Origin of the sequence: Pantoea sp. Tr-811 (assembly GCF_011752535.1) — a bacterium.
GTDB lineage: Bacteria > Pseudomonadota > Gammaproteobacteria > Pseudomonadales > Pseudomonadaceae > Aquipseudomonas.
The window spans coordinates 72944-95133 of record NZ_VWXJ01000012.1; the positions used below are offsets into that span (position 1 = coordinate 72944).

Below are 22190 nucleotides of genomic sequence, written 5' to 3' on the forward strand. Positions count from 1 at the left end.
GGGCGCAAAGTCATGATTTACTTTAAGAAGTGCAGGCATTGTGCCTCCTTCGAACACCAGGATCCGGTGTTCGCCCCTCCGCCCCAGGCACCAGCGAGACCTTTTCATGAGCAGCCACAGCATCGACGCCGATATCAAGGTCAAATGGGCCGAAGGCCAGAGCGCCTACAGCCCCGGCACCCCCGAAGAGTTGCTGTTGATCGCCATCGACCTGCTGGTACGCGACCGCGGCAGCGAAGCCGCGCGCAGCTTCATCGACCAGGTGTTCGAGCGCTACGCGCCCCACGCCGCTATTGCAGGCGGGCCAGGCGCGCGCTAAGCAGGTCGAAAAAGCCCTGGGCATCGCCCTGGTTGATCCACAGCACATTGGCCGGCTGCTTGAGCACGCCGTACCAGTCGGCGACGGTCTGGCCGAAGGTCGGGCCCTCACGGCTGTCGACGCTCAGGTGGATGCGCCGGCCACTGAACAACTCAGGCTTGAGCAGGTAGGCGATCACACTGGCGTCGTGCACCGGGCCGCCGGGCATGCCGTAGAGGTCCATGTCGTGCTTGATATAGGCCTTGAGGATATCCACCACTAACTGGCTGGCGTGGTTGTTCACCGCCGCCAGCTGCGCCAGCCGGGCGTCGCTGGTGAGCAGCTTGTGGGTCACGTCCAATGGCAGGTAGGTCAGCGGTACGCCGCTGGCCAGCACCACCTCGGCAGCATGCGGGTCGGCATAGAGGTTGAATTCCGCCACCGGGGTGATGTTGCCGCCATTGAAGTGGGCGCCGCCCATCACCACCACTTCCTTGATGCCTTGGGCGATTTCCGGGCGCTGGATCAACGCCAGGGCCAGGTTGGTCTGTGGGCCGAGCATGGCCACTGTGATGCTGTGGGGGGCCGCGCTGCCCAAGGTGTCGACCAGGTACTGCACGGCGTTGCCGTCGGCCAGAGGCTTTTTCGGCTCATGCACGGGTACACCGGTCAGGCCTTCTTCACCGTGCACCTCGGCGGCGTAGATCGGTGTACGCACCAGCGGGCGCCCTGCCCCGGCGTACACTGGGATGTCCTCACGCCCCGCCCATTCGCGGGCCAGGCGGGCGTTGCGCGCGGTTTTTTCCAGGCGCACGTTGCCGGCTACGGTGGTAATGGCGCGGATGTTGAGTTCGTCGGGCGAGGCCATGGCCAGGAACAGCGCGACCACGTCGTCGGCGCCGGGGTCGGTGTCGATTATCAGCTCGCGTGGGGCGGCCTGAAGGCTGGTGACGGCGGCGGCGGCCATGAGGGTAAGTCCTTGAAGCAGAGGTTTGAGCATGACGGGCACTCCTGTTGCCATGAAGTGAAATACGACCACTGTAGGAGCGGCCTCGCGCCGCGAAAGGGCGGCAAAGCGGCCCCACCCATTCCGACGGCGCCGCTGAAACATTGCCAGCTTAGAACGTCACACCCGAGATCAAGGCGATATTGCTGTAGGGCTGGCATTCGCCAGTGCGAACGATCGCCCGGGCATTGCGCGACAACAACTTGAATTCCTCATGGCTCTGCCACTCGCGCTTGCCCAGCTTGGCTTTCAGGCGCTCGATCTCCACCAAGGCCGGCGGCACCACCTTCTGCATCTCTTCGGCCAGCACATGCCGTTCCACCTGCAGCTCGCTGAGCACCGCCCGCAACACACTGGCAAAATCCGGAATGCCGGCAGTCAGCGCCAGGTCGATCAGCTCCACACCCGGCGGCACCGGCAACCCGGCATCGCCGATCACCAGGATATCGCCATGGCCCATGCCGGCAATGGTTCGCGACAGGGCGATATTGAGCAGCGCGGTCTTTTTCATGGGGCCAGCTCCGCCAGGTAGGGAATCGACGGCTGGGCACCGGCGCGGGTAACGGACAACGCCGCGGCCCGCTGGCCGAAAGCGATTGCCTCGCCCTCCTCCTTGCCCTGCACCAGCGCGGCAGCGAAGCCGCCGATGAAGGTGTCGCCTGCGGCCGTCGTATCCAGTGGCTGCACCTGCGGCGCCGGGAAGTGCTGGCAGCCATCGCGGCTCACCAACAATGCCCCCTGGGCGCCCAGGGTGACGATCACTTTGCCTGCGCCCAACTGCAGCAAGCGCTCGCCTGCACGCTGGGCGCTGGCCATGTCGTTGACGGGCTCGCCGGTCAGCGCCTCGGCCTCGCTTTCATTGGGCGTGAGGTAATCAATGTAAGCGAACCACTCGGCCGGCAGCGGGCCTGTGGCAGGCGCCGGGTTGAGGATCACCCGCTTGCCCAGCGCGCGGCCACGGGCCAGGGTCCAGGCCACCGTTTCGGTCGGCACTTCCAGTTGGCAAATGATCAGCTCGGCAGCCTGCAACAGGGCATCGAAGCGCTGCACCGCCGCGGGCGTCAGCAGCCCGTTGCCGCCGGGAATGATGACGATGCAGTTCTGGCTCGCGGCATCCACGGTAATCAACGCCACGCCACTGGACACCCCCGGGCACACACCCACCGCCTGGCAGTCGATACCCTCCACGTTCAGGGCCTGGCGCAATTGCTGGCCGTAGGCATCATCCCCCACGTTGCCCACCATCGCCACACTGGCCCCCAGGCGCGCAACGGCCACCGCCTGGTTGGCACCCTTGCCGCCGGGCACGGTGAAAAAACTTTCGCCGGCCAGTGTCTCACCGGCCCGTGGCAGCCGCTCGGCGCGGGCCACCAGGTCCATGTTGAGGCTTCCGACCACCACTACCTTGGCACTCATGACGATTCCTTAGCGGTAATCATTGAACAGGTCCGGGCGCGGCCCGGTGGATTCGCGCAACACGATGCGCGGGGCGACGATGCGCTGTTCGGCGGCCTCGCGGCGCGGGCTGGCGATGCGCGAGAGCAGCAGCGCGGCAGCGTTTTCGCCCAGCTCTCGAATCGACTGGCCGACCGTGGTCAGCGGCGGGTACACATAGCGGCTCAGCTCGATATCGTCGAAGCCGATCACCGACAGCTCGCCCGGTACGTTGATGTTGCGCTCGGCGGCGGCGCGCAGCACGCCAAAGCCGATCATGTCGTTGCCGGCGAAAATCGCCGTGGGCCGCTCACCTTCGAGCAGTTGCGCGGCGGCGGCATGGCCACCGGGGCTGGTGAAGTCGCAGTGCAGCACCCGTTGTGCGCGCACCGCCACCTCGGCTTCGGCCATGGCCCGGTGAAAACCCGCCAGGCGCAACTGGGTCACGCCGGTTTCCGCCGGGCCGCCAATGTAGGCGATGTCGCGGTGGCCAAGTTCCAGCAGGTGCTGGGTTGCCAGGTAGGCGCCTTGCTCGTGGTCGATGCGCACCAGGTCGGCGTCCACGCCGTCCAGTTCACGGTCAACGATGACCATTGGCGTGCGCACGCAGGCCAGGCTCTGCAGCAGGTCGGCATCTTCGCCCACCGAGGCCACCACCAGCCCGTCGATACGCTTTTCCAGCAGCACGCGCAGGTAGCTGCGCTGCTTTTGTGGGTTGTCGTCGGAGTTGCACAGGATCACGCAGTAGCCGTTGCGCTCGCAGGCATCCTCGATGCCCCGGGCCAGTTCAGCGAAGTACGGGTTGACGCTGTTGGGCACCAGCAGGCCGATGGTGGCCGTGCTGCGGGCCTTGAGCGAGCGGGCCACGGCGCTGGGCACGTAGTCGAGCTCGATGATCGCCGCCTCGACCTTCAGCCGCACCTGCTCACTGACCGGGCGGGTCTTGTTCAGCACGTGGGACACGGTGGTGTAGGAAATGCCCGCAAGGGCCGCGACGTCTTTGATGGTTGCCATGGTTTCAGTTCCGCCGGCCTGCACGCCGGCTGCGATAAGTGTCGAGCACCACGGCGATCACGATGACCGCCCCGGTGATGATGCGTTTGGTCGGTTCCGAAGCGCCGATCTGCGCCAGCCCCGCGGCCAGCACCGAGATGATCAGCACGCCGAAGAACGTGCTGATGACCGAGCCGCGCCCGCCCATCAGGCTGGTGCCGCCGATCACCACGGCGGCGATCACCTGCAGCTCCAGGCCGGAACCGGCATTGGGGTCGGCAGCCTCCAGGCGCGAGATCTGGAACAGCGCGGCCAGGCCTGCGAGCACGCCCATCAGGGCGAACACCAGCACCTTGTACGGGCGCGGGTCGATACCGGCCAGGCGCACGGCTTCTTCATTGGTGCCGATGCCGATCAGGTAGCGGCCAAACACCGTGCGGGTCAGCACCAGCTGTGCCACCACGATCACCAGCAAGGCAATCAGGAACGCGGGCGAAATGCCGAAGGCCAGGGGGTTGGAGAACCAGGCATAGGCATCGCCGATATAGGCGGTGCGCGAGTCGGTGAACTGGTAGGCCAGGCCCCGGGCCATCTCCAGCACGCCGAGGGATACGATGAACGAGGGAATGCGCCAGGCCACGGTGACCGCGCCAGTGATGCTGCCTGCCAGCGCGGCGATGGCCATGCCGAGCAAGGCCGCCGGCAGCACGCCCCAGCCCCAGCCGAGAATCGCCACGCTGACCGTGGACGCGGCCAACGCCAGCACCGAGCCTACCGACAGGTCGATGCCGCCGATAATCAGCACGAAGGTCATGCCCACCGCCAGCACCATCAGGTCGGGGATCTGGTTGGCCAGGGTGCTGAAGGTGGCGTACGACCAGAAGTGGCTGCTGAGAAACGAGAACAGCACGATCATGGCCAGCAAGGCGCCGGCCAGGCCCAGGTAGGTGCCCAGGCCGAAGTAGGTGCCGCTGCGCCGGGCCGGGGTGGCGCCGGAGGTGTCGAGGGGTGTGGTTTTCATGCATCCATCCTGGGTGCTGCGTCGTGCAGCAGGGCGTCACGTTTCTGGTAACCGGCGAAGGCGGCGGCCAGCAGTTGGTCCTGGCTCCAGTGTTCGCGGTCGAAGGTGTCGATCAGGCGGCCGGCCGAGAGCACGGCGATGCGGTCGCAAATCAGCATCAGCTCGCGCAAGTCGCTGGACACCACCACCAGGGCCTTGCCCTGGCGTGCAAGTTCGGCCAGCAGGCCATAGATGTCGAACTTGGCACCCACGTCGATGCCGCGGGTGGGCTCGTCGAACAGCAACACCTGGCAATCGCGCTCCAGCCAGCGGCCAATCACCACCTTCTGCTGGTTGCCACCCGACAACTCGCCCACGGCTTGAGCGGGGCTGGCACTGCGAATGCGCATGGCGCTGATCTGGCGCTCGGCCAGGGCCTGCTCCGCGTCGCCGTCGAGCACCCCAGCGCGGGACACGGCGCCAAGGTTGCCCAGGGCAATGTTGGCGCTGATCGATTGCGACAGCAGCAAGCCTTCGCCCTTGCGGTCCTCGGTGATGAGGGCGATGCCCGCCTTGACCGCCGCCTTGGGCGAGTCGATGGTCACCGCCTTGAGCGGCTGGCCGATTTCGATACGGCCACTGTCGGCGCGGTCGGCGCCGTAGATCAACCGCAACAGCTCGGTTCGGCCGGCGCCGATCAGGCCGGAGATACCAAAGATCTCCCCTGCCCTGACCTGCAGCGACACCTCGCGCACCTTGTCGCCACGGGATAACTTGTCCACCTTGAGCAGCGGTGCGCCAAGGCTGCGCCGGCCCAGGTCGATGTGCTCGCCAAGCTCGCGGCCAACCATCAGGTTGACCAGCTCGGCACTGCTGTAGCGCTGAATCGGCTCGTCGCACACCAGCTTGCCGTCGCGCAGCACGACGATGCGCTGGGCCACGCGCTGCAGTTCTTCCAGGCGGTGGGAGATATACACGATGGCCACGCCACGCTCACGCAGGCGGGCGATCTGGGTGAACAGCAGCTCCACCTCGCGGGCGGTGAGCATGGCGGTAGGTTCGTCGAAAATCAGCACCCGGCAGTCGCCGATCAGGTTACGGGCGATTTCCACCATCTGCTGGTGGCCGATGCCCAGCTCACCCACCGGAGTGTCCGGGTCGATGGCATCCAGGCCAACCTGGGCCATGGCTGCAGTGGCCAGTTGGCGCAGGCGCTTGTGGCTGATCCAGCCAAAGCGGCTGGGCAGGTTGTCGAGGAACAGGTTCTCGGCCACGGTCAGGGTCGGCAACAGGTTCAGTTCCTGCATCACCATGCGCACGCCCAGGCGCTCGGCCTCACTGCGGCTGGCCGGGGCGTAGGCCTGGCCGCGGTAGGTCATGTGCCCGGTGGTGGGGGTTTCCAGGCCGCTGATCAGCTTGGACAGGGTGCTCTTGCCTGCGCCGTTCTCCCCGGTCAGCGCCAGCACTTCCCCGGCGCGCAGGGCCAGGCTGACGTCGCCGAGCACGGGCTGGGCATAGCTTTTGCCCAGCCCGCTGGCGTCGAGCACCACTTCGTTGGCCGTTACCGACATGGCCAGGTTCTCCTGCAAGGTCAGGGCTGGGTGATGAGTTCGACCGGCGTCTGGATGACATTGTCGGCATCCACGTCCGGCTTCTCGCCCTTGAGCATCTTCAGCGCCGCCTGGATGCCGAACACGGCTTGCTGGCTGGCTGCCTGGTCGAGGGTGGCAAGCACGCGGCCATCCTTGAGCATCGGCTTGATGGCGTTGATGTTGTCGTAGCCGACCACTTGCACCTGGCCGGTCTTGCCGGCAGCGCGCACGGCCGAAACGGCGCCCAGGGCCATGCTGTCGTTACCGGCCAGCAGGGCCTTGAGCTCGGGGTATTCATTGAGCATCGAGGCAGCCACGGCATTGCCCTTGTCGATTTCCCAGTTGCCGGACTGCACCGAGACGATCTTCATCTGCGCAGCCTCCATGGCGTCCTTGAAGCCGGCAGTGCGCTGCTGGGCGTTGGTGGTGGTCGGCACCCCTTCGATGATGCCTACCTGGTCACCGGCCTTGAGCTTCTGCTTGGCCAGGTACTCGCCCACCAGGCGTGCGCCCTTGCGGTTGTCAGGCCCAACGAACGGCACGCTGATGCCTTTGCTCTTGAGCAGGTCGGGGTCCAGGCGGTTGTCGATGTTGATCACGATCACACCTTGGTCCATGGCCTTCTTCACCGCCGAAACCAACGCCTTGGAATCGGCCGGGGCGATCACCAGGGCCTTGGCGCCGGCATTCACCATCTGTTCGACGATGCGAATCTGCTCGCCGGTGTCGGTTTCGTTCTTGATGCCGTTGGCGATCAGCTCGAAATCGCTGGTGTGGCTTTTCTGGTAGTCCTTGGCGCCGTCTTCCATGGTGCGGAAGAATTCGTTGGCCAGGGATTTCATGACCAGGGCAACCTTGGGCGCTTCTTCGGCGTGGGCCGCCGACAGTGGCAGGGCGAGGGACAACGAGGAGATGACGGCGAGCGCCAGCAGACGACCGGGGAACGGCAGCTTCATGGGAATGACTCCGAATCTTGTGTTTTTTATCGGATCGCAAACGTTTGCGTTAACCCACTATGGAAACACGAAGCGGTTTTGTCAAATCCGTTTCGCTAACGCGGTCAAGATGCTGCTGCAACGGATTATCCTGAATTTTTCCGAAAAACCGAACACCTTTTCCTATGCTTGTTCGGGGCCCCGAATGGAATAGCCCCGTGGACACCGCTGCGCCTTGGGCAACGCCTGTTGGTACGAAACCTGCGTAGCCCCCTGCGCGACACAGCAACCATCTCATTAGGAAGAGAGAGAACAATAATTATGAATGCTGCAGTGAAAACCTTCGTCCCCAGCGCCTTGGCGCTGCTGCTGATCCTGCCCGCTACTGCCTCGGCCAAGGAAGCTGAAACCCAGCAGAAACTGGCCAACGTGGTCATTCTCGCCACCGGCGGCACCATTGCCGGTGCCGGTGCCAGCGCGGCCAACAGCGCCACCTACCAGGCCGCCAAGCTGGGCGTCGACAAGCTGATCGCCGGCGTACCGGAACTGGCTGACCTGGCCAACGTGCGTGGCGAACAGGTGATGCAGATCGCCTCCGAGAGCATCACCAACGACGATTTGCTCAAGCTGGGCAAGCGTGTGGCAGAGCTTGCCGAAAGCAACGATGTCGACGGCATCGTGATCACCCACGGCACCGATACCCTGGAAGAAACCGCCTACTTCCTCAACCTGGTGGAAAAGACCGACAAGCCGATCGTGGTGGTCGGCTCCATGCGCCCCGGCACGGCAATGTCCGCCGACGGCATGCTCAACCTGTACAACGCCGTGGCCGTGGCCAGCGACAAGCAGTCGCGCGGCAAGGGCGTGCTGGTGACCATGAACGACGAGATCCAGTCCGGGCGTGACGTGGCCAAGTCGATCAACATCAAGACCGAGGCCTTCAAGAGCGCCTGGGGCCCGATGGGCATGGTGGTGGAAGGCAAGTCGTACTGGTTCCGCCTGCCAGCCAAGCGCCACACCACCAGCTCGGAATTCGACATCAAGCAGATCAGCGCCCTGCCCCAGGTGGACATCGCCTACAGCTACGGCAATGTCAGCGATACCGCCTACAAGGCCCTGGCGCAAAGCGGTGCCAAGGCGATCATCCATGCCGGCACCGGCAACGGCTCGGTGGCGGCGCGGGTGGTGCCGGCACTGCAGGAGCTGCGCAAGAACGGCGTGCAGATCATCCGCTCATCCCACGTCAACCAGGGCGGTTTCGTGCTGCGCAATGCCGAGCAGCCCGATGACAAGTACGACTGGGTGGTGGCCCATGACCTGAACCCGCAGAAGGCGCGGATCCTGGCCATGGTGGCAATGACCAAGACCCAGGATAGCAAGGAGCTGCAGCGGATTTTCTGGGAGTACTAAGCCAGGCAGCGGATGTGCCGCTGGCGCCCATCCGAGGGTTTGCCCCGTGAGGTAGGAGCTCGCGATGGGGCGCGCCAGCGGCCCCAGGTGTTAGCTTCGCGGCTTGGAACGCCGGGGCTGCTCTGCAGCCCATCGCGAGCTGCGCTCGCGCCTACAGGGGGCTGAACTGCCGTGCTCTGTATAGGCCCACCCAGGTTTGTTATCGTACAGGACGTGCCACAGCTCAAGCGTGTCTCACCATGACGATTCTCTTCCCCACCAAGGGCCTTGAAGCCAAAGAGCGCTTCGATTACTGGCAGGACGTCGTCGGGGCCCAATTCGTGCCCACCACCAACCGGCAACTGAGCGATGACTGTTTCGACGGTTCGCTAACGTCGGTGACCAAGGGGACCGTGAGTTTTTCGCGGATTCGCTCGCTCCCCATCGAATACACGCGCCAGCGTAGCGATGACCACTTCGATCACTATTTCATTTCACTGAGTTTCTGCGCTGAAGCGTATGTACAACAGGGCGACCGGCTGTCCAAACAAGGCACTGGAGACATCGTACTCTACGATAGCGCTCGCCCTTTCACCGCCTCCTTTCCCAAAGGCGATGACCAGGTCGTGCTGGGGATACCACGGCCGCTGGTGATGCAGCATATTCCGGATGTCGAGCGCTACCTGAATCGAACGCTGCAAAGCCATGCGCCACTCAGCGGGCTTGCGCGCTCACTGCTGGTGGACACCTGCAACAGCGAAAGCACCTCGTCATCCATCAGTGAACGCCTCAATGCAGCCCTGCTCGATGTGCTCGCAGTGGCCTACGAGAGTGCGTTTGGCGGCCACAAGCCGGCAACCGAGCAACGCCGTGAGCAGCAGGTTGAGCAGGTCAAACGTTTCCTGCTGGCAAACCTGGCGCGCAGCGACCTGACCGTGGACAGCATCGCAGCGGCGAACCATTTGTCGCCCCGCAGCTTGAACCGTATTTTCGCGGCGCAGGGTTCGACCGTCATGCGTTGGCTCTGGCAGCAACGGTTGGCAGCGTGCCATGCCGGGCTGGTCAGCGGGCGCTTTCAGCAGGTCAGTGTGGCCGCGTTAAGCTGCGGTTTCACCAATTTCTCGCACTTCAGCAAAGCCTTCAAGCAGGCTTATGGCGTCCCGGCGCAGCAGCTGCTGACGGGGGCCGATCGCCAACTGGCAGTTTGAGCACAGGCTCTGGCCTGTACGGCAAAGCAGTGCCTATCCCAACGGCGCAGCATCAGGGCCCTAACCCCGATTGCTTGAAGCCGATGGTGAACTGATGAGCACTACCCAGGAAAAGACCTTGCGCCTGCTGTTCCCACAATGGCAAGGCGGCAACAACCCGCCCTACTACTTTGGCGCGCAGCTGCTGGCCTGGCTGGCACCCGCACCACAAGGCCCGGTCGAACATGTGCCCGTGGCCGAACCCAACCCTGCGCCTCTCCCCCTGGAAGACGGCATCATCGGACGCAAAGCGCTCCTCCAGCAGTTTCACAGCGCTCGCCGGTTGATCGAGCAGCACCAGCCTGACCGGCTGGTGGTGCTTGGCGGCGATTGCCTGGTGGACCTCGCCCCGTTTGCCTATCTGAATGAGCGGTATGACGGCGATCTGGCGGTGCTGTGGGTAGACGCCCATCCCGATGTGATGACGCCCCAAGACTTCCAGCACGCCCATGCCATGGTCCTGGGCAACTTGCTGGGCGAAGGTGATGGTGAATTCGCCGGCGCCGTGCAACGCCCCCTCAAGCCGGCCAACGTCATGTATGCAGGCCTGCAGCAAACCCTGCCGGCGGAAACGGCGACCTTGCGCCGCTTGGGCCTGCGCAGCGCTGGCCCAACAGAGCTGGCCACCAGCAGCGAGCCTGTTCTGCAGTGGCTGCGTGACATAGGCGCCAAACGGCTCGCCATACACCTTGACCTGGATGTGCTTGATCCAACCCTGTTCCGCTCCCTGCTGTTTGCCGAGCCAAACATTGCCGCCGGCACCTACGACGGCGTCGCCCAGGGGAAAATGAACATGGAGCAGGTTATCCGCCTGCTAGCCGATGTCGCCGCAGCCGTCGATGTAGTGGGTATCGGTATCGCCGAGCACCTGCCGTGGGACGCCCTTGCAATGAAGAACATGCTGGCGAGGTTGCCACTGTTGGGGCACCCACAAAGCTGAGCCTGCACCTCCCCTCACCCGCGCCCTGGGGCTCGCCCAAGCGCTACGCTCCCTCACCCGTTGGATACTCTGATGAAAGCACTCGTTGCCAGCCGGTTCGGCTCGCCGGCAGAAATGACCATCGAAGACCGCCCCATGCCCTCGCTCAAGCCAGGCTACAGCCTGGTCCGGATCCATGCCGCCACGGTCAACCCGCTTTCCAGCCAAGTTCGCTCTGGCATTGTCTCGGGCGCTCTGGCGCCTTTGGTGCTGAGCAATGACGGCGCTGGCATCGTCGAGGAAAGCACGCTTCTGAAACGGGGCACCCGGGTGGCGGTGTACGGAGGTGCAACGCTTGGAATCAAAGAGGACGGCCTGCAACAGCAGTGGGCAGTCATCGAGAACAATCGCCTCTTCGAGCTACCGAACAACATCAGCCTCGATGAAGGTGCAGCCCTTCCCATCAATTACGTCACCGCCTATCAGGCGTTGACCCGCGTTGGCCAAGTCAAAGCGGGGCAGCGGGTGCTGGTGTCGGGCGCGTCCGGCGCACTGGGCCATGCGCTCATCCAAACGGCCTTGGCGCTGGGAGCGGTCCCTATCGGCATTGTTTCGAGCACGCCAAAGGTGTCATCTGCCCACCACTCGGGGGCAGCCGTGGTGATTGACTTGTCCCGTGACGTGCTCAAGGACGCAGTGTTCGCGGCTACCGAGGGCAAAGGTGCGGACTTGGCCTTCGACCCGGTCGGTGGTGAACTGCTGGGAAGTATGGTGGCAGCCCTGCGGGCTCGTGGCGCCTTGATCTCCATCGGTTTTGTCGGCGGCATGTCCGCCAGCATCGACGTCGCTGATTTGGTGATCGAGGAGAAGCGAATTCTCGGATACGACGCCTGACTGGAAACCGACCAGGACGTTTCGGCAGCCTTCGCGGCGATCCGCGATCTCGTCGCCAAGAAATGCTTGCGCCCCAGGATAGACAGCAGCTACCCCCTCGAAGAGCACAAGGCGGCGTATGCGCGGTTGGCGTCTCGTGAAGCGAAGGGCAGCATTCTGCTGCACCCTTGAATAGTCCACGGCAGGCCGTGGAGGCTTCTGTAGGAGCGGGCTTGACCCGCGAAGCAGGCGACGCGGTGCATGGCACCGGCTGCGCCGGTGTTCGCGGGGCAAGCCCGCTCCTACAGGAGGATTGCGCAGCCCTGGTAGGAGCGAGCGCAGCTCGCGATGCGGCGCAGGCGCGGCGGTTGGGTGAACAACACTAACCAAACAGTCCGTTGCATTCATTGCTGCACACAATATAGCATCCTGCATCTTGATACAGTAAAGCGTGCAGTTTCCAGTGAGCGGCGTCCCCTTCAGCAAAGCGCAAACCGTGGCAATCAGGTCAGCCTGCGGCCAGGTGTTGTCGTTGAATGTATGTGCCTGCCAGATCATCTGTAACGGCATCAGCCACACGCTCAAGGCAACGCCATGCCGCCTGCTTCACCTGCTGCTGGAAAACGCAGGCGAGGTGGTGAGCCGCAAGACCCTGTACAAACGCATCTGGGGTTACGACTTCGATCCTGGCACGAAAATCATCGAGGTGCAGGTCCACTACCTGCGCGGCGTCCTGGCCACCCTGGAATCGGCGTTCGAAATCAGAACCTACCGCGGCAAGGGCATCAGCCTGCAAAGGGCCACAGGCGCGGTGTTCAATTGCGCGCTACCCTGACACTGCACCCAGCGCCCTCGACGCCACCAACCGCTTGCACTGAATGGCAATCATCGCCCCCAGCGCAGGCACGCAAAGGAACAGGAAGATCTGTGTGATCGACCAGTTCCAGCCCATCATCACAGCCCCCGCGCCCGCCCCCAGAATCGCCCCGGTGCGGCCGATGCCAAACACCCAACTCACCCCGGTGGCACGGATGGCCGTTGGGTAGAAATTGGCCGCCAGGGCGAAACACCCGGCATTCGCCGACATCATGCAGTACCCCAGGCAGAACACCAGCACGTACAGCGCCAGCGCACCATCGGCCCACAAGGCAATCAACACCGACACCAACGCGCTGCCCGCGAACATCAGGCTGACCACGTTGTTCTGCTCCCAGCGGTCCATCTTCAGCCCGACGCTGAAGTCGCCCACCGCCCCACCCAGCTGCAGCACTGCCCCGATGATCGCCGCCTGGGACAAGCTCATGCCGGCAGATTGCGCGGTGATCGGCAGCCAGTTGCTGAGCAGGTAGAGGTTGAGAAAACCTGCGAACATGGCAACCCAAATCATCAACGTGCCCAGCCGATAAGGCCCCCGCACCAGGCTACCGACCCCTTGGCGCGCCGCCACCAGGCCGCTGTGCTCGCTGCTGACCACACGGGTGTGCAGGTTGGCAGCGCCCGGTGCCAGGGCGTTGATGGCCGCGACGATCCGCGCCTGTGGCTGCTTGGCCTGAATCATGTAGCGCAGCGACTCGGGCAGCAGCATCGCCAGCACCAGCGCGAGCACCAACGGCATCAACCCACCGGCAACGAACACCGCCTGCCAGCCGTAGTCTTCGATCAGGTACTCGCTCAACACGCCCCCCATGGCGCCCCCGAATGCGAACCCGCACCAGGTCGAGGTGACCAGCGTCGAGCGCCTGCGCAGTGGCGCGCACTCGGCGAGCAAGGTGGTGATGTTGGGCATGGTCGCCCCCAGCCCTACCCCGGTCAGCAAGCGCGCCACGGTGAGCATCGTCAGGTCCTGGGCCAGTGCGCAGGCCAGCGACCAGAAGCCAAAGAACGCGACCGAGGCAATGATCACCACACGCCGGCCGAATCGGTCGGCCAAGGGGCCGGCAAACAGCGAGCCCAACGACAGCCCCACCAGGCCGCTCATCATCAGCGGCCCAAGCACGTGCCGTTGCAACCCCCAATCCTGGACCAGGGCCGGCGCGATAAAGCCCATCATCATCGTGTCGAAGCCATCGAGCACCAGGATCAGAAGCCCCAGCCCAATCACCAACCACTGCTGCCGGCCAATGGGCCGGGCATCCAGAAACGTATGCACATCCACTACATTAGACGGGCTCATGCGGTATTCCTCGGCAGCGCAGTGGGTGGGCTAGCGAACGCGCGGGCCAACGAAGGGCGCGCAGCGCTGCACGCCGATGCGCACGGTTTCTTCCGGCGCCCGGCGCCACCAGTCCAGCTCCGAGAACAGTTCGAGCTCGAACGGGCCGTCGTAGCCGATTTCATCCAGTACGCTGCGCAGCCGGGCGAAATCGATCACCCCGTCCCCGACCATGCCGCGGTCCTTCAGGTTGCGGGTGTCTGCCAGCCAGTCGCACAGGTGGAAGGTGCTCAGGCGTTGCTTGCCGGTGCGGCGCAGTTCGGCCTCGAAATCAGGGTCCCACCAGCAGTGGTAGGCATCGGCCACGATACTGGCTGCGTCCCCCAGCCAGTCGCACAGGTCGTTGGCGTCCTGCATGCGGTTCAACACGCTGCGGCTTCCGGCATACATCGGGTGCAGCGGCTCCAGGCCCAGCTTCACGCCAACCGAGCGTGCATAGGGGGCCAGTTCGCCCAAGGCATCGCGGATGCGCGCGCGGTGCCCGGCGATGTCCTTCTCGCCGTCGGGCATGGCGCCCACCACCATGACCACACACGGCGCGCCGATCTGCGCGGCCTGGTCGAGGATGGCGCGGTTGGCCGCGATGCCTTTGCCGATGCCGCCTGCCGAGGCGGCGTCGTTGAACCAGGCGCTGGTGCACAGCGAGGCCACCCACATGCCTGCATCTTTCAAGTGGCGGGCTGTTGGCGCCACACCGTAGTCGTCCAGGAAGTGCCGCCAAACGGCGATACCGCTGACCCCTTCACGGGCATAGCCCTCGATGGCCTGGGGCATCGACCAGGACGGCGTGGTGATCTGGTTGATGGCAAAACGCGAGAGATCGAGCTGCTGGTTCATGCAAGGCTTCCTTGTTTTGGTGTTGGGAGCCCCGGCGCGGCAACCGCCGCGCCAGGCGCGGGTTAGCCCTGGTGCGGCACGTCCCACAGGTTCAGGCGCGCGCCGATGCCCTTGCCCTGGGCGCTCTGCAGCACCTCGTAGCCCCAGCTGATGTCGAACACCGCCATGCCACAGGCAATGAACATCACCCGGTCCGACGCCTGGGTGCGGCCGGCCTTGTGGCCGTTGACGATATCGCCAAGGCCGGTGGACTCGGTCAGCGCGGGCAGTTTGCCGGCGTCGATCAGGCGGTACAGGGGGCCGCCGATCACACCGCCGTAGTAGCCGTCCTTGTTGCCCGAAGCCACCGCGTCTTCCACATAGGCCTCGTGCAGCTGGGTGTGGTCGTAGACGATGCGTGCGCTGGTGAGGAACGACTCATCGGTGTTCACTGGCCCAGACACCAGCACGGTGGCGCCGGCCTTGATCCACTCGTCCTTGAAGTACAGCGGCTTGAGCCGCGAGGCCGCCACGGTAATCACGTCGGCATCACGAAAGCCCGCTTCGGTGTCGTCGGTGCCACGGGCTTTGATCCCATGGGTTTCCGTGACCCAAGCAGCGAACTCATTGGCCTTTTCCAGGAACAGGTCGAAGCACACCACCTCCTCCACGGCCTTGGTCTGGGTGATGATCGCCGAGAAGCAGGCCTTGTTGATCGGGCCACAACCAACCACCGACAGGCGCTTGCTGTCGGGGTTGGCCAGGTGCCTGGCGCCGACGCCCGGCACGGCGCCGGTGCGTGCGGCGCTGAGCAGGTTGGCCGACATCAGCGCCAGCGGGGCGCCGGTGTCCTTGTCGTTGAGCATCATGGTCAGCACCGAGCGCGGCAGGCCCTTTTCCATGTTCGCGTGGTTGGAGCCGTACCACTTGTTGCCGCACACATCGAAGCGCCCGCCGAGGTAACCCGGCATGGCCGCAAAGCGCCGGTCCGGCCCTGCCACCGGCATGTTGGGGAAGCGGCTTTCCTTGGGGAACACGATGTTCAGGCCATGGCTGTTGTGGTTGGCGCCGCCCATCAGGTAATCGCCCTTGCCGAGCAGGCTGAACGTCTCTTCGCACACAGCCACGCAACGCTCGGCATCCAGTACGCCGGCAGCGATCATGTCGGCTTCGGACAGGTAGGTGAAATCGATCTTCGGGTACATGATGTCTTCTCGCTAGGTAGGGAGGAACGTTCGGGTCAGAAACGCAGCAGCGGCTGGATGTCGAACAGGCGGCAGCCTGCGTTGCGGGCGCTGGCACGCATCAGGAAGTTGAGTTTTTCAATACGCTCGCCAGAGCGCGGCGCGCCGTTCTTCTGAAACGGCACCTGCAGGCCGACGGACAGGTCCATCACCACGTCGTCGACCACGCCCCCGGAACGCCCCGACGGCACCGCGATCATGCCGTGCTGGGCGGCGAAGCGGTAAGCATCCAGCGCCTCGCTGATGGTGCCGACCTGGTTGGGTTTGAGGATGAAGCCGTCCACGGCCTGCAGGTCGTAGGCCTTCTGCAGGAAGCCCAGGTTGGTGACCGTGAGGTCGTCCCCCAGAATCAAGGTACGCCCCAGTTCGCGCTTGGCACGCTGGTAGCCGTCCCAGTCGTTTTCATCCAGCAAATCTTCGATGAACACGAAGTCGAACTGCTCGGTCAGCTGGCGGGTGTAGTCGATCAGCTCGGCGGCCGTCACCCGCTGCCCTTTGAGCAGGTAGGTGCCGTTTTGCTTGTCGTAGAACTCGCTCGATGCGCAATCGAGCGCAAAGGCGATCGCGCCCTGGTACGGGGTACGTTCAATGGCCTGGCGCATCAGGCGCAGCACCACTTCCGGGTCGTCCGAGGGCGCGGCGTAGCCGTACGAGCTAGCCACCGCCGGCTTGTGCCCCAGGTACTCGGTGAGCACGTCGTTCAGCGCCTGGAACACCGCCACGGCCATCTCCACCGCATGGTCGATGCGGGTGGTTTTGTAGGGGACGATCAGGAACTCGTTGAACGCCTGGGTAAAGCCGCTGTACTTGCCGCCGTTCACCACGTTGAAACAAGGCACCGGCACGGTGCCGATGGCGCCACCGGCGATATGGTTGTAAAGCGGAATGCGCTTGGCATCGGCGGCGGCGCGGAACGCGGCGATCGAGGTGGAATAGATGGCATTGCCACCGAGCACGTGCTTGTCGGCAGTACCGTCCAGGTTGATCATCACCTGGTCGATGGTGCGCTGGTCGTTGACGTCCAGGCCGATGATGGCCGGGGCGATCACCCGGGTCACGGCCTCCACGGCCTTGTGCACGGTCAGGCCGCCATAGGACGAGAAGTCGCCATCGCGCAGCACGAAGGCCTCGTGCATGCCCACGGAGGTTCCGGTAGGCGCAGCCCCCCGGCCCACGGCGCCACTTTCGGTACGGATTTCCACTTCCACGGCTGGCCGGCACTTGCAGTCGATGATCTGCTGGGCCAGCACCGATACGATCTTGTCAGCCATCTTATTTACCCCCCAGGGCAGGCACGTAGACGATGTTGAGGTCGCACAGGTTGGTGCCGGTGTTCCCGGTGAAAATCGCGCCATTGATGGCTTCGAGCGCTTCATAGGTGCTGTGCTCGCGCAGGGCCTGGTACAGGTTGATGCCCTGGGCCGTCGCCGCCGCAAGGCTCTGCGAATCGGTGATCCCCCCGGCCACCCGGGTGGTGCCGTCGGTACCTTCGCTGTCGATGGACAGCAGGCAGGCGCCCGGCGCCTTGGCGGCGGCAATGGCGAAACCCACGGCCATTTCCTGGCCCGGACCGCCGTGCCCCTTGATAAGGGCATTGTCGAGAATCTGCGTGGTCACCTCACCGGAACTGAGCAGCACGCAAGGCGGCTTGATGGGGTTGCCGTAGGCCTGGATTTCCCGCGCCATCGCGGCCATGAAGGTGCCGGCATCGCGGCTTTCACCTTCCAGGAAGGACGACACGATCAGGGCCGGAATGCCCATCGCCTCGCACGCTTGCTTGGCATAGATGCACGAGTCCGGCAGGGTGTTGAGCAGGTAGTAGGTGTTGCCTGGGAATGCCTTGGGCGTCTCCCCTTCCGGCCCCACCGTGTTCAGGTAATGAACGATGCTGCGCGGCAGCTTGTCGGCCAAGTTGAAGTTGACGATCGTCGCCCGGGCATCGTCCAGGGTGGTGGCGTCCGGCCCGATGGGCGTGCTTTTGTAGGCCGGGTAGGGCTGGCCGATATCGCCGGTGGCGGGCGTGCCAACGGCGTCGCTGATGCCGATGCCGATCAGTTCGGCGCCGATAGCCTCGATGCGCTTGGCCAGCATGCCGCCATTGAGCGCGGAGATATGCCGGCGCACCGCGTTGATCTCGTAGATGCCGGCCCCGGACTTGAGCATCACGTCGGTGGCGTCGATTTCGTCCTGCAGGCTGATGCCCTCGCGCGGGCACGACATCAGCGCCGAGCTGCCGCCACTGATCACCGCGATGAACAGGTCATCCTGGTTCGCCTGCTCGATGATGCGGATGATTTCCTGGGAGGCGCGGTAGCCTTCCTCGTTGGGCAGCGGATGGCCGCCTACATACACCTCTGTCTTGTGGAAACGGTCGCTGGCCTCGTGAATCTTGACGATGGCAATGCCGCGGGTCAGGCGCTCGCCCAGCACATGGTCCACGGCCATGGCCATGTGGTTGCAGGCTTTGCCGGCACCGAACAGGTACACATTGCGCTTGCGCGAAAGGTCCCAGCTTTTCGCCCCCACATGCAGCACATTCCCCTCCAGGCGCATGATACTGCGAATGCGCTCATAGCCGTCCAGGCGGGTCAGTGTCTGGTCGGCCACTGCAAGCACGACCTGGCGCGAGGGAATATCGCCAACTTCAAGCAAATCCCTGAAATTACGGATTTTGTTCATTTCAATTCCTGCATCAAGTAAGTCGAACACCGGTCAACCCAGCACTAACGGGTTGTTGCCTGAACCCTGCCCGGAGCCGTTTCGCACGCGCACGGGGCCGCCGTGCCTTGAAACCGGCACGTGCAAAAACACATTCAAATCACGCCAAGGGCCTTTGCCCGAACGGGCTTCAGCTACCTGCTACGGGCCATCAGCAATGGCCGGCGCGCACTCAGGCTGGCTCTACCAGCCGGTACAATTCTTTGGGGAACAACATTTCGCGCACGGCCGAATCATCGGTGCGCAAGTAATTGGCAACTTGTTCAAGGCCAAAGAATTCGAAGAACAACGGTGTTTGCAGAATCAACATGTCAAACCCTGGCTGCACTTGCAGGCCTTGCTTGATGGCCGCCTGCAACAATGGCGTGGGTTGGTTCTTCATGAGGATGTCGCACACCTGCGTGCCAGGCTGCAGGGCCGCGACCGGCAAGGGCAGCGGGTCGCCCGCCTTCAGCCCCAGGGGCGATGCATTGATCACCAGGTCGAACCCGGTCGGGTCGTTGCTGGTGGCCGCCAGCGCGGCAATGCCGAAGTGTTCGCGGATCGCGTCGGTCACCTGGCGGGCCTTGGCGGTGTCGGGGTCGAACACCGCAATCTGCGCCGGGCCGCCGGCGGCCAGGGAGGTGGCGATGGCCGAACCTGCCCCACCGGCGCCGATGATCAGCACGCGCTTGCCCTCGTAGGGCATGGCGTAGCGGTCCAGCGACTTGACGAAGCCCAGGCCATCGAACAGTGCCCCTTCAAGGCTGCCGTCGGCGTTGCGGCGAATGGCATTCACCGCATTGGCGGTGCTGGCGATCTTGCTGCGCGTGTCCACCAGGCCGGCGGCGTCGGTCTTGTGCGGAATCGACAGCACCATGCCGGCAGTGGTCTTGGAGCGGAACAGCGCCCGCACGGTATCGACCAGGTGCTCCGGGGCCACCTGCAACGGCACCATGACCGCATCGATGCCACACAGCGGCAGCACCTTGTTGAAGATTTCCGGTGTGCGCACCTGTTCGATCGGGTCTGCCACCATGAAAAAGACGCGAGTGTTCCCAGTGGTCATTGAAGACTCCTTGAAAATGCTGATGAAGACGCTGGCGCCACCCCAGGCCTAGGCGTGGGGGGCGCGGTTCGGGTCACGCGCCGGGGAAGCCTTCGCCCCAGGTGTCACTGAGCATGAAGCCGCCCGCCAGTGGGTCGTCCGGGTCGACGCCATGCTGCTCGATGCTGTAGATCCAGGCGCGCCCTTGCACGCGCGGCAGCACGGCCGGCCGGCCGGCCACTTCGCTGGTGCCGCGCATCTGCACCTTGAACTCGCTGCCGATGATCGAATGCGAGGTCAGCTGGCTGCCGGTTTCGGCCAGGCCACGGGCCGCCAGGGTGGCCAGGTTGGCCGAGCTGCCGGTGCCACAGGGCGAGCGGTCGACCCGGCCTGGAGGCAAGGTGGTGCAGGTCTGGTAGTCGGTGTCGCTGACGCGGCTGCGGAACATCACGTAGGCCACCTGGTCGATCTGCGGGTACAACGGGTGCTGCACACGGAACTGGCTGTTGATCTGCTCACGCAGGGCCACCCCCAGGTCGGCCAGTTGCCGGGCATGGCGTGGCTCGATGGTAAGGCCGGTCTGCTCCACATCCACCAGCGCGTAGTACACGCCGCCAAAGGCCAGGTCGGCCCGGATCACGCCGTGCTCGGCCGTTTCCACCTCAACGTCCAGTTGCTCGACGAAGGCCGGCACCATGTCCAGCGACACACTCAGGCAGCGGCCATCCTTGCAGGCCGCCCGCGCCGTCACCAGGCCCGCCGGGGTATCGAGCACCACGGTGGTTTCCGGTTCCTGCATCGGCACCATGCCCATCTCCAGCAGGGTGGTCACCACGCAAATGGAATTGCTGCCCGACATCGGGTGGGCCTTGTCGGCCTGCAGCACGATGAAGCCGGCATGGGCGTCCGGGTGGGTGGGGGGCAGCAGCAGGTTCACCGACATCTGCAGGCAGCCACGGGGCTCCAGCACCACCAGCTTGCGCAGGCTGTCGTCGACCTCGTTGATGTAGTTCATCTTGTCGAGCATGGTTTTACCGGGGATGTTCACCACCCCGCCGGTGATGACCTTGCCGATTTCACCTTCACAGTGCACCCCGACAACTTGAAGCGATTTTTTCCAACGCATGCTGTTCTACCTCTGAAGGTTTTCGCTGAAACGTTTGTAGTCCGGGTTGCCCTGGGCGGGGTCCCCGCCAAAGCGGTAGGCGCTGAACGGCGCCAGGTCCAGCCCTGGCGTGCGGCCGGCCACCAGGTCGCCAATCAGGCGGCCGGTGGTGGCGCCCAAGGTCAGCCCCAACTGGCCGTGGCCAACGGCCATGAACACGTTCGGCAGGCGCCGGCAGCGGTCGATGATGGGCTTGGTATCGGGCAACAGCGGCCGGTAGCCCACGCCGAACTCGACGTTGTCGGTGTGCAGCTGCGGCAGCAGGCGCCGGGCCTTGTCGAGGATGATCTGCGCGCGCTTGAAGTTCGGCCGCAGGCTGTTGCCGGCGAACTCGATGGTGCCGCCAATCTGCAGGCCACGGGCCATGGGCGTGAAGCAGAAGCCGCCGTCGCCGTAGATCACCGAATGGTTGAAGCTGACCCCGGCATCGCGCACCAGCGCCTGGTAGCCAGCCACCGGCTGCAGCGGCACATTTACCCCCAACTGGCCGAAGAACGCCCTGGCGCCAGCGCCTGCCGCCAGCACCAGGTGCTCGGCAGCGATGCGTTCGCCGCTTTCCAGGGTCACCCCGCTGGCACGCCCGCCCGCCTCGTCCAGGCGCGCCACCTTGCCCCGCACCCGGCGCCCGCCCTGGGCGATGAATCGCTCAGTCAGCGCCACCATGAAGCCTTCGGTATCGCTGACGAAACGCCACTGCGGCAACAGGATGCCGTGGGCGAACTTGCCCGCCAGCACCGGTTCCAGGTCGGCGATCTCGGCCGCGTTCAGCACCTGGCTGTTGAAGCCCAGCGAGCGGCGAATGTCATTGTGGCCGCGCTCGCGCTCCACGCCTGCCGGGCTGTCGAACACCTGCAGCACCGGGCGCTGGATCAGCAGGCCCTTGTCTTCCAGGCCTTCAAGCAGGCGGGCGTAGTCGCCCAGCACGTGGTGGGTCAGCGACGCCATGGCCGTGGCGATCTGCACGATGCGCTCATGCCGGGCATTGCCCACAAAGCGCAGGAACCAGGGCAACAGCCCCGGCAGCGCAGCCGGGCGCAGGGCCAGGGGGCCGGTCTGGTCGAGCAGCCAGCCCGGGATTTTCTTGAGGATGCCCGGCTTGGACAGCGGAATGATCTCGCCCAGCGAGATCTGCCCGCAGCTCCATTTGGCGGTGCTGTCGCCGGGTGCGGCGGGGTCCACCAAGGTAACGTGATGGCCGTCGCGTTGCAGCGACAGCGCGCAGCAGATACCCACGATGCCGCCCCCCACCACCACGGCAGCGCCTTTGTTCGGGGCGGCCTGCGCCGCATCTTGCGAAGGTAATCCAGTGTTCAACTCAAGCA

The 22190-nt window shown here is 64.6% G+C and carries 22 protein-coding genes; 7 read left to right on the forward strand and 15 right to left on the reverse strand.

The window, feature by feature from the left end; genetic code table 11:
- The first annotated feature begins 106 nt into the window (after positions 1–106).
- Positions 107–319 carry a hypothetical protein gene (locus F3J44_RS18615; protein WP_167055889.1) on the forward strand — a complete coding sequence of 71 codons (213 nt, stop codon included), beginning with the start codon at positions 107–109 and terminating at the stop codon, positions 317–319.
- On the opposite strand, the gene F3J44_RS18620 is transcribed toward F3J44_RS18615, so the two are convergent.
- The 7 genes from F3J44_RS18620 to F3J44_RS18650 form a co-directional block, all read right to left on the reverse strand.
- Positions 291–1298, reverse strand: a complete 1008-nt coding sequence (locus F3J44_RS18620) for a nucleoside hydrolase (RefSeq protein WP_167274900.1) — start codon at positions 1296–1298, stop codon at positions 291–293. The two genes, F3J44_RS18615 and F3J44_RS18620, sit on opposite strands and share 29 nt — an antisense overlap.
- Before the next feature lie 118 nt (positions 1299–1416).
- Positions 1417–1815, reverse strand: a complete 399-nt coding sequence (gene rbsD / locus F3J44_RS18625; protein WP_167055896.1) for a D-ribose pyranase — start codon at positions 1813–1815, stop codon at positions 1417–1419.
- On the reverse strand, positions 1812–2720 hold the full coding sequence (gene rbsK, locus F3J44_RS18630) for a ribokinase (RefSeq protein WP_167274903.1): 909 nt from the start codon (positions 2718–2720) through the stop codon (positions 1812–1814). Before rbsK ends, rbsD begins: the two co-directional genes overlap by 4 nt.
- Positions 2721–2729: 9 nt before the next feature.
- Positions 2730–3752: a LacI family DNA-binding transcriptional regulator gene (locus tag F3J44_RS18635; protein ID WP_167274906.1), complete on the reverse strand. Its 1023-nt coding sequence runs from the start codon at positions 3750–3752 to the stop codon at positions 2730–2732.
- Positions 3753–3756: 4 nt separating this feature from the next.
- A complete protein-coding gene (locus F3J44_RS18640) occupies positions 3757–4752 on the reverse strand; it encodes an ABC transporter permease (protein WP_167055904.1) in 996 nt (331 codons plus the stop codon).
- Positions 4749–6302, reverse strand: a complete 1554-nt coding sequence (locus tag F3J44_RS18645) for a sugar ABC transporter ATP-binding protein (RefSeq protein ID WP_167055907.1) — start codon at positions 6300–6302, stop codon at positions 4749–4751. The genes F3J44_RS18640 and F3J44_RS18645 overlap by 4 nt, the downstream gene beginning before the upstream one ends.
- Before the next feature lie 20 nt (positions 6303–6322).
- A complete protein-coding gene (locus F3J44_RS18650; protein ID WP_167055910.1) occupies positions 6323–7279 on the reverse strand; it encodes a sugar ABC transporter substrate-binding protein in 957 nt (318 codons plus the stop codon).
- A gap of 300 nt (positions 7280–7579) precedes the next feature.
- Here F3J44_RS18650 and F3J44_RS18655 point away from each other — a divergent pair, with 300 nt between their 5' ends.
- From F3J44_RS18655 to F3J44_RS18675, 6 genes are all read left to right on the forward strand, one after another.
- Complete coding sequence (locus F3J44_RS18655; RefSeq protein WP_167274908.1) at positions 7580–8668, forward strand: asparaginase; 1089 nt, start codon at positions 7580–7582, stop codon at positions 8666–8668.
- Between the two features lie 239 nt (positions 8669–8907).
- Complete coding sequence (locus F3J44_RS18660) at positions 8908–9855, forward strand: helix-turn-helix domain-containing protein (protein ID WP_167274911.1); 948 nt, start codon at positions 8908–8910, stop codon at positions 9853–9855.
- A 94-nt stretch (positions 9856–9949) separates the two neighbouring features.
- Positions 9950–10834, forward strand: coding sequence for an arginase family protein (locus tag F3J44_RS18665; RefSeq protein ID WP_167274913.1), 885 nt, complete (start codon positions 9950–9952; stop codon positions 10832–10834).
- A 72-nt stretch (positions 10835–10906) separates the two neighbouring features.
- A complete protein-coding gene (locus F3J44_RS18670; RefSeq protein ID WP_205299986.1) occupies positions 10907–11707 on the forward strand; it encodes a zinc-binding alcohol dehydrogenase family protein in 801 nt (266 codons plus the stop codon).
- Positions 11708–11878 carry a zinc-binding dehydrogenase gene (locus F3J44_RS30395; protein ID WP_205299994.1) on the forward strand — a complete coding sequence of 57 codons (171 nt, stop codon included), beginning with the start codon at positions 11708–11710 and terminating at the stop codon, positions 11876–11878.
- A gap of 304 nt (positions 11879–12182) precedes the next feature.
- Positions 12183–12521: a winged helix-turn-helix domain-containing protein gene (locus F3J44_RS18675; RefSeq protein ID WP_167055923.1), complete on the forward strand. Its 339-nt coding sequence runs from the start codon at positions 12183–12185 to the stop codon at positions 12519–12521.
- Here F3J44_RS18675 and F3J44_RS18680 read toward each other — a convergent pair.
- The 8 genes from F3J44_RS18680 to F3J44_RS18715 all read right to left on the reverse strand — a co-directional run bounded on the left by F3J44_RS18680 (position 12513) and on the right by F3J44_RS18715 (position 22182).
- Positions 12513–13859, reverse strand: coding sequence for an aromatic acid/H+ symport family MFS transporter (locus F3J44_RS18680; RefSeq protein WP_167274916.1), 1347 nt, complete (start codon positions 13857–13859; stop codon positions 12513–12515). The two genes, F3J44_RS18675 and F3J44_RS18680, sit on opposite strands and share 9 nt — an antisense overlap.
- A gap of 30 nt (positions 13860–13889) precedes the next feature.
- On the reverse strand, positions 13890–14735 hold the full coding sequence (locus tag F3J44_RS18685; RefSeq protein WP_167055929.1) for a sugar phosphate isomerase/epimerase: 846 nt from the start codon (positions 14733–14735) through the stop codon (positions 13890–13892).
- 62 nt (positions 14736–14797) lie between these two features.
- Positions 14798–15919: a tyramine oxidase subunit B gene (locus F3J44_RS18690; RefSeq protein WP_167055932.1), complete on the reverse strand. Its 1122-nt coding sequence runs from the start codon at positions 15917–15919 to the stop codon at positions 14798–14800.
- A gap of 35 nt (positions 15920–15954) precedes the next feature.
- Positions 15955–17229, reverse strand: coding sequence for an enolase C-terminal domain-like protein (locus F3J44_RS18695; protein ID WP_167274918.1), 1275 nt, complete (start codon positions 17227–17229; stop codon positions 15955–15957).
- A gap of 1 nt (position 17230) precedes the next feature.
- Entirely contained in the window at positions 17231–18637 is a 1407-nt protein-coding gene (locus F3J44_RS18700) for a glycerate kinase (protein WP_167274921.1), read from the reverse strand.
- 211 nt (positions 18638–18848) lie between these two features.
- Entirely contained in the window at positions 18849–19724 is an 876-nt protein-coding gene (locus tag F3J44_RS18705; RefSeq protein ID WP_167274923.1) for a shikimate dehydrogenase, read from the reverse strand.
- Positions 19725–19797: 73 nt separating this feature from the next.
- Entirely contained in the window at positions 19798–20829 is a 1032-nt protein-coding gene (locus F3J44_RS18710) for a proline racemase family protein (protein ID WP_167274926.1), read from the reverse strand.
- Positions 20830–20835: 6 nt separating this feature from the next.
- On the reverse strand, positions 20836–22182 hold the full coding sequence (locus tag F3J44_RS18715; protein ID WP_240158423.1) for an FAD-binding oxidoreductase: 1347 nt from the start codon (positions 22180–22182) through the stop codon (positions 20836–20838).
- Between the last annotated feature and the right edge of the window lie 8 nt (positions 22183–22190).

What these genes read in the sequence shown, in the direction of transcription:
- F3J44_RS18615 (WP_167055889.1), top strand. Translation starts at nt 107, where the DNA reads ATGAGCAGCCACAGCATCGACGCCGATATCAAGGTCAAATGGGCCGAA.
- F3J44_RS18620 (WP_167274900.1), bottom strand. Translation starts at nt 1,298, where the DNA reads ATGCTCAAACCTCTGCTTCAAGGACTTACCCTCATGGCCGCCGCCGCC.
- rbsD (WP_167055896.1), bottom strand. Translation starts at nt 1,815, where the DNA reads ATGAAAAAGACCGCGCTGCTCAATATCGCCCTGTCGCGAACCATTGCC.
- rbsK (WP_167274903.1), bottom strand. Translation starts at nt 2,720, where the DNA reads ATGAGTGCCAAGGTAGTGGTGGTCGGAAGCCTCAACATGGACCTGGTG.
- F3J44_RS18635 (WP_167274906.1), bottom strand. Translation starts at nt 3,752, where the DNA reads ATGGCAACCATCAAAGACGTCGCGGCCCTTGCGGGCATTTCCTACACC.
- F3J44_RS18640 (WP_167055904.1), bottom strand. Translation starts at nt 4,752, where the DNA reads ATGAAAACCACACCCCTCGACACCTCCGGCGCCACCCCGGCCCGGCGC.
- F3J44_RS18645 (WP_167055907.1), bottom strand. Translation starts at nt 6,302, where the DNA reads ATGTCGGTAACGGCCAACGAAGTGGTGCTCGACGCCAGCGGGCTGGGC.
- F3J44_RS18650 (WP_167055910.1), bottom strand. Translation starts at nt 7,279, where the DNA reads ATGAAGCTGCCGTTCCCCGGTCGTCTGCTGGCGCTCGCCGTCATCTCC.
- F3J44_RS18655 (WP_167274908.1), top strand. Translation starts at nt 7,580, where the DNA reads ATGAATGCTGCAGTGAAAACCTTCGTCCCCAGCGCCTTGGCGCTGCTG.
- F3J44_RS18660 (WP_167274911.1), top strand. Translation starts at nt 8,908, where the DNA reads ATGACGATTCTCTTCCCCACCAAGGGCCTTGAAGCCAAAGAGCGCTTC.
- F3J44_RS18665 (WP_167274913.1), top strand. Translation starts at nt 9,950, where the DNA reads ATGAGCACTACCCAGGAAAAGACCTTGCGCCTGCTGTTCCCACAATGG.
- F3J44_RS18670 (WP_205299986.1), top strand. Translation starts at nt 10,907, where the DNA reads ATGAAAGCACTCGTTGCCAGCCGGTTCGGCTCGCCGGCAGAAATGACC.
- F3J44_RS18680 (WP_167274916.1), bottom strand. Translation starts at nt 13,859, where the DNA reads ATGAGCCCGTCTAATGTAGTGGATGTGCATACGTTTCTGGATGCCCGG.
- F3J44_RS18685 (WP_167055929.1), bottom strand. Translation starts at nt 14,735, where the DNA reads ATGAACCAGCAGCTCGATCTCTCGCGTTTTGCCATCAACCAGATCACC.
- F3J44_RS18690 (WP_167055932.1), bottom strand. Translation starts at nt 15,919, where the DNA reads ATGTACCCGAAGATCGATTTCACCTACCTGTCCGAAGCCGACATGATC.
- F3J44_RS18695 (WP_167274918.1), bottom strand. Translation starts at nt 17,229, where the DNA reads ATGGCTGACAAGATCGTATCGGTGCTGGCCCAGCAGATCATCGACTGC.
- F3J44_RS18700 (WP_167274921.1), bottom strand. Translation starts at nt 18,637, where the DNA reads ATGAACAAAATCCGTAATTTCAGGGATTTGCTTGAAGTTGGCGATATT.
- F3J44_RS18705 (WP_167274923.1), bottom strand. Translation starts at nt 19,724, where the DNA reads ATGACCACTGGGAACACTCGCGTCTTTTTCATGGTGGCAGACCCGATC.
- F3J44_RS18710 (WP_167274926.1), bottom strand. Translation starts at nt 20,829, where the DNA reads ATGCGTTGGAAAAAATCGCTTCAAGTTGTCGGGGTGCACTGTGAAGGT.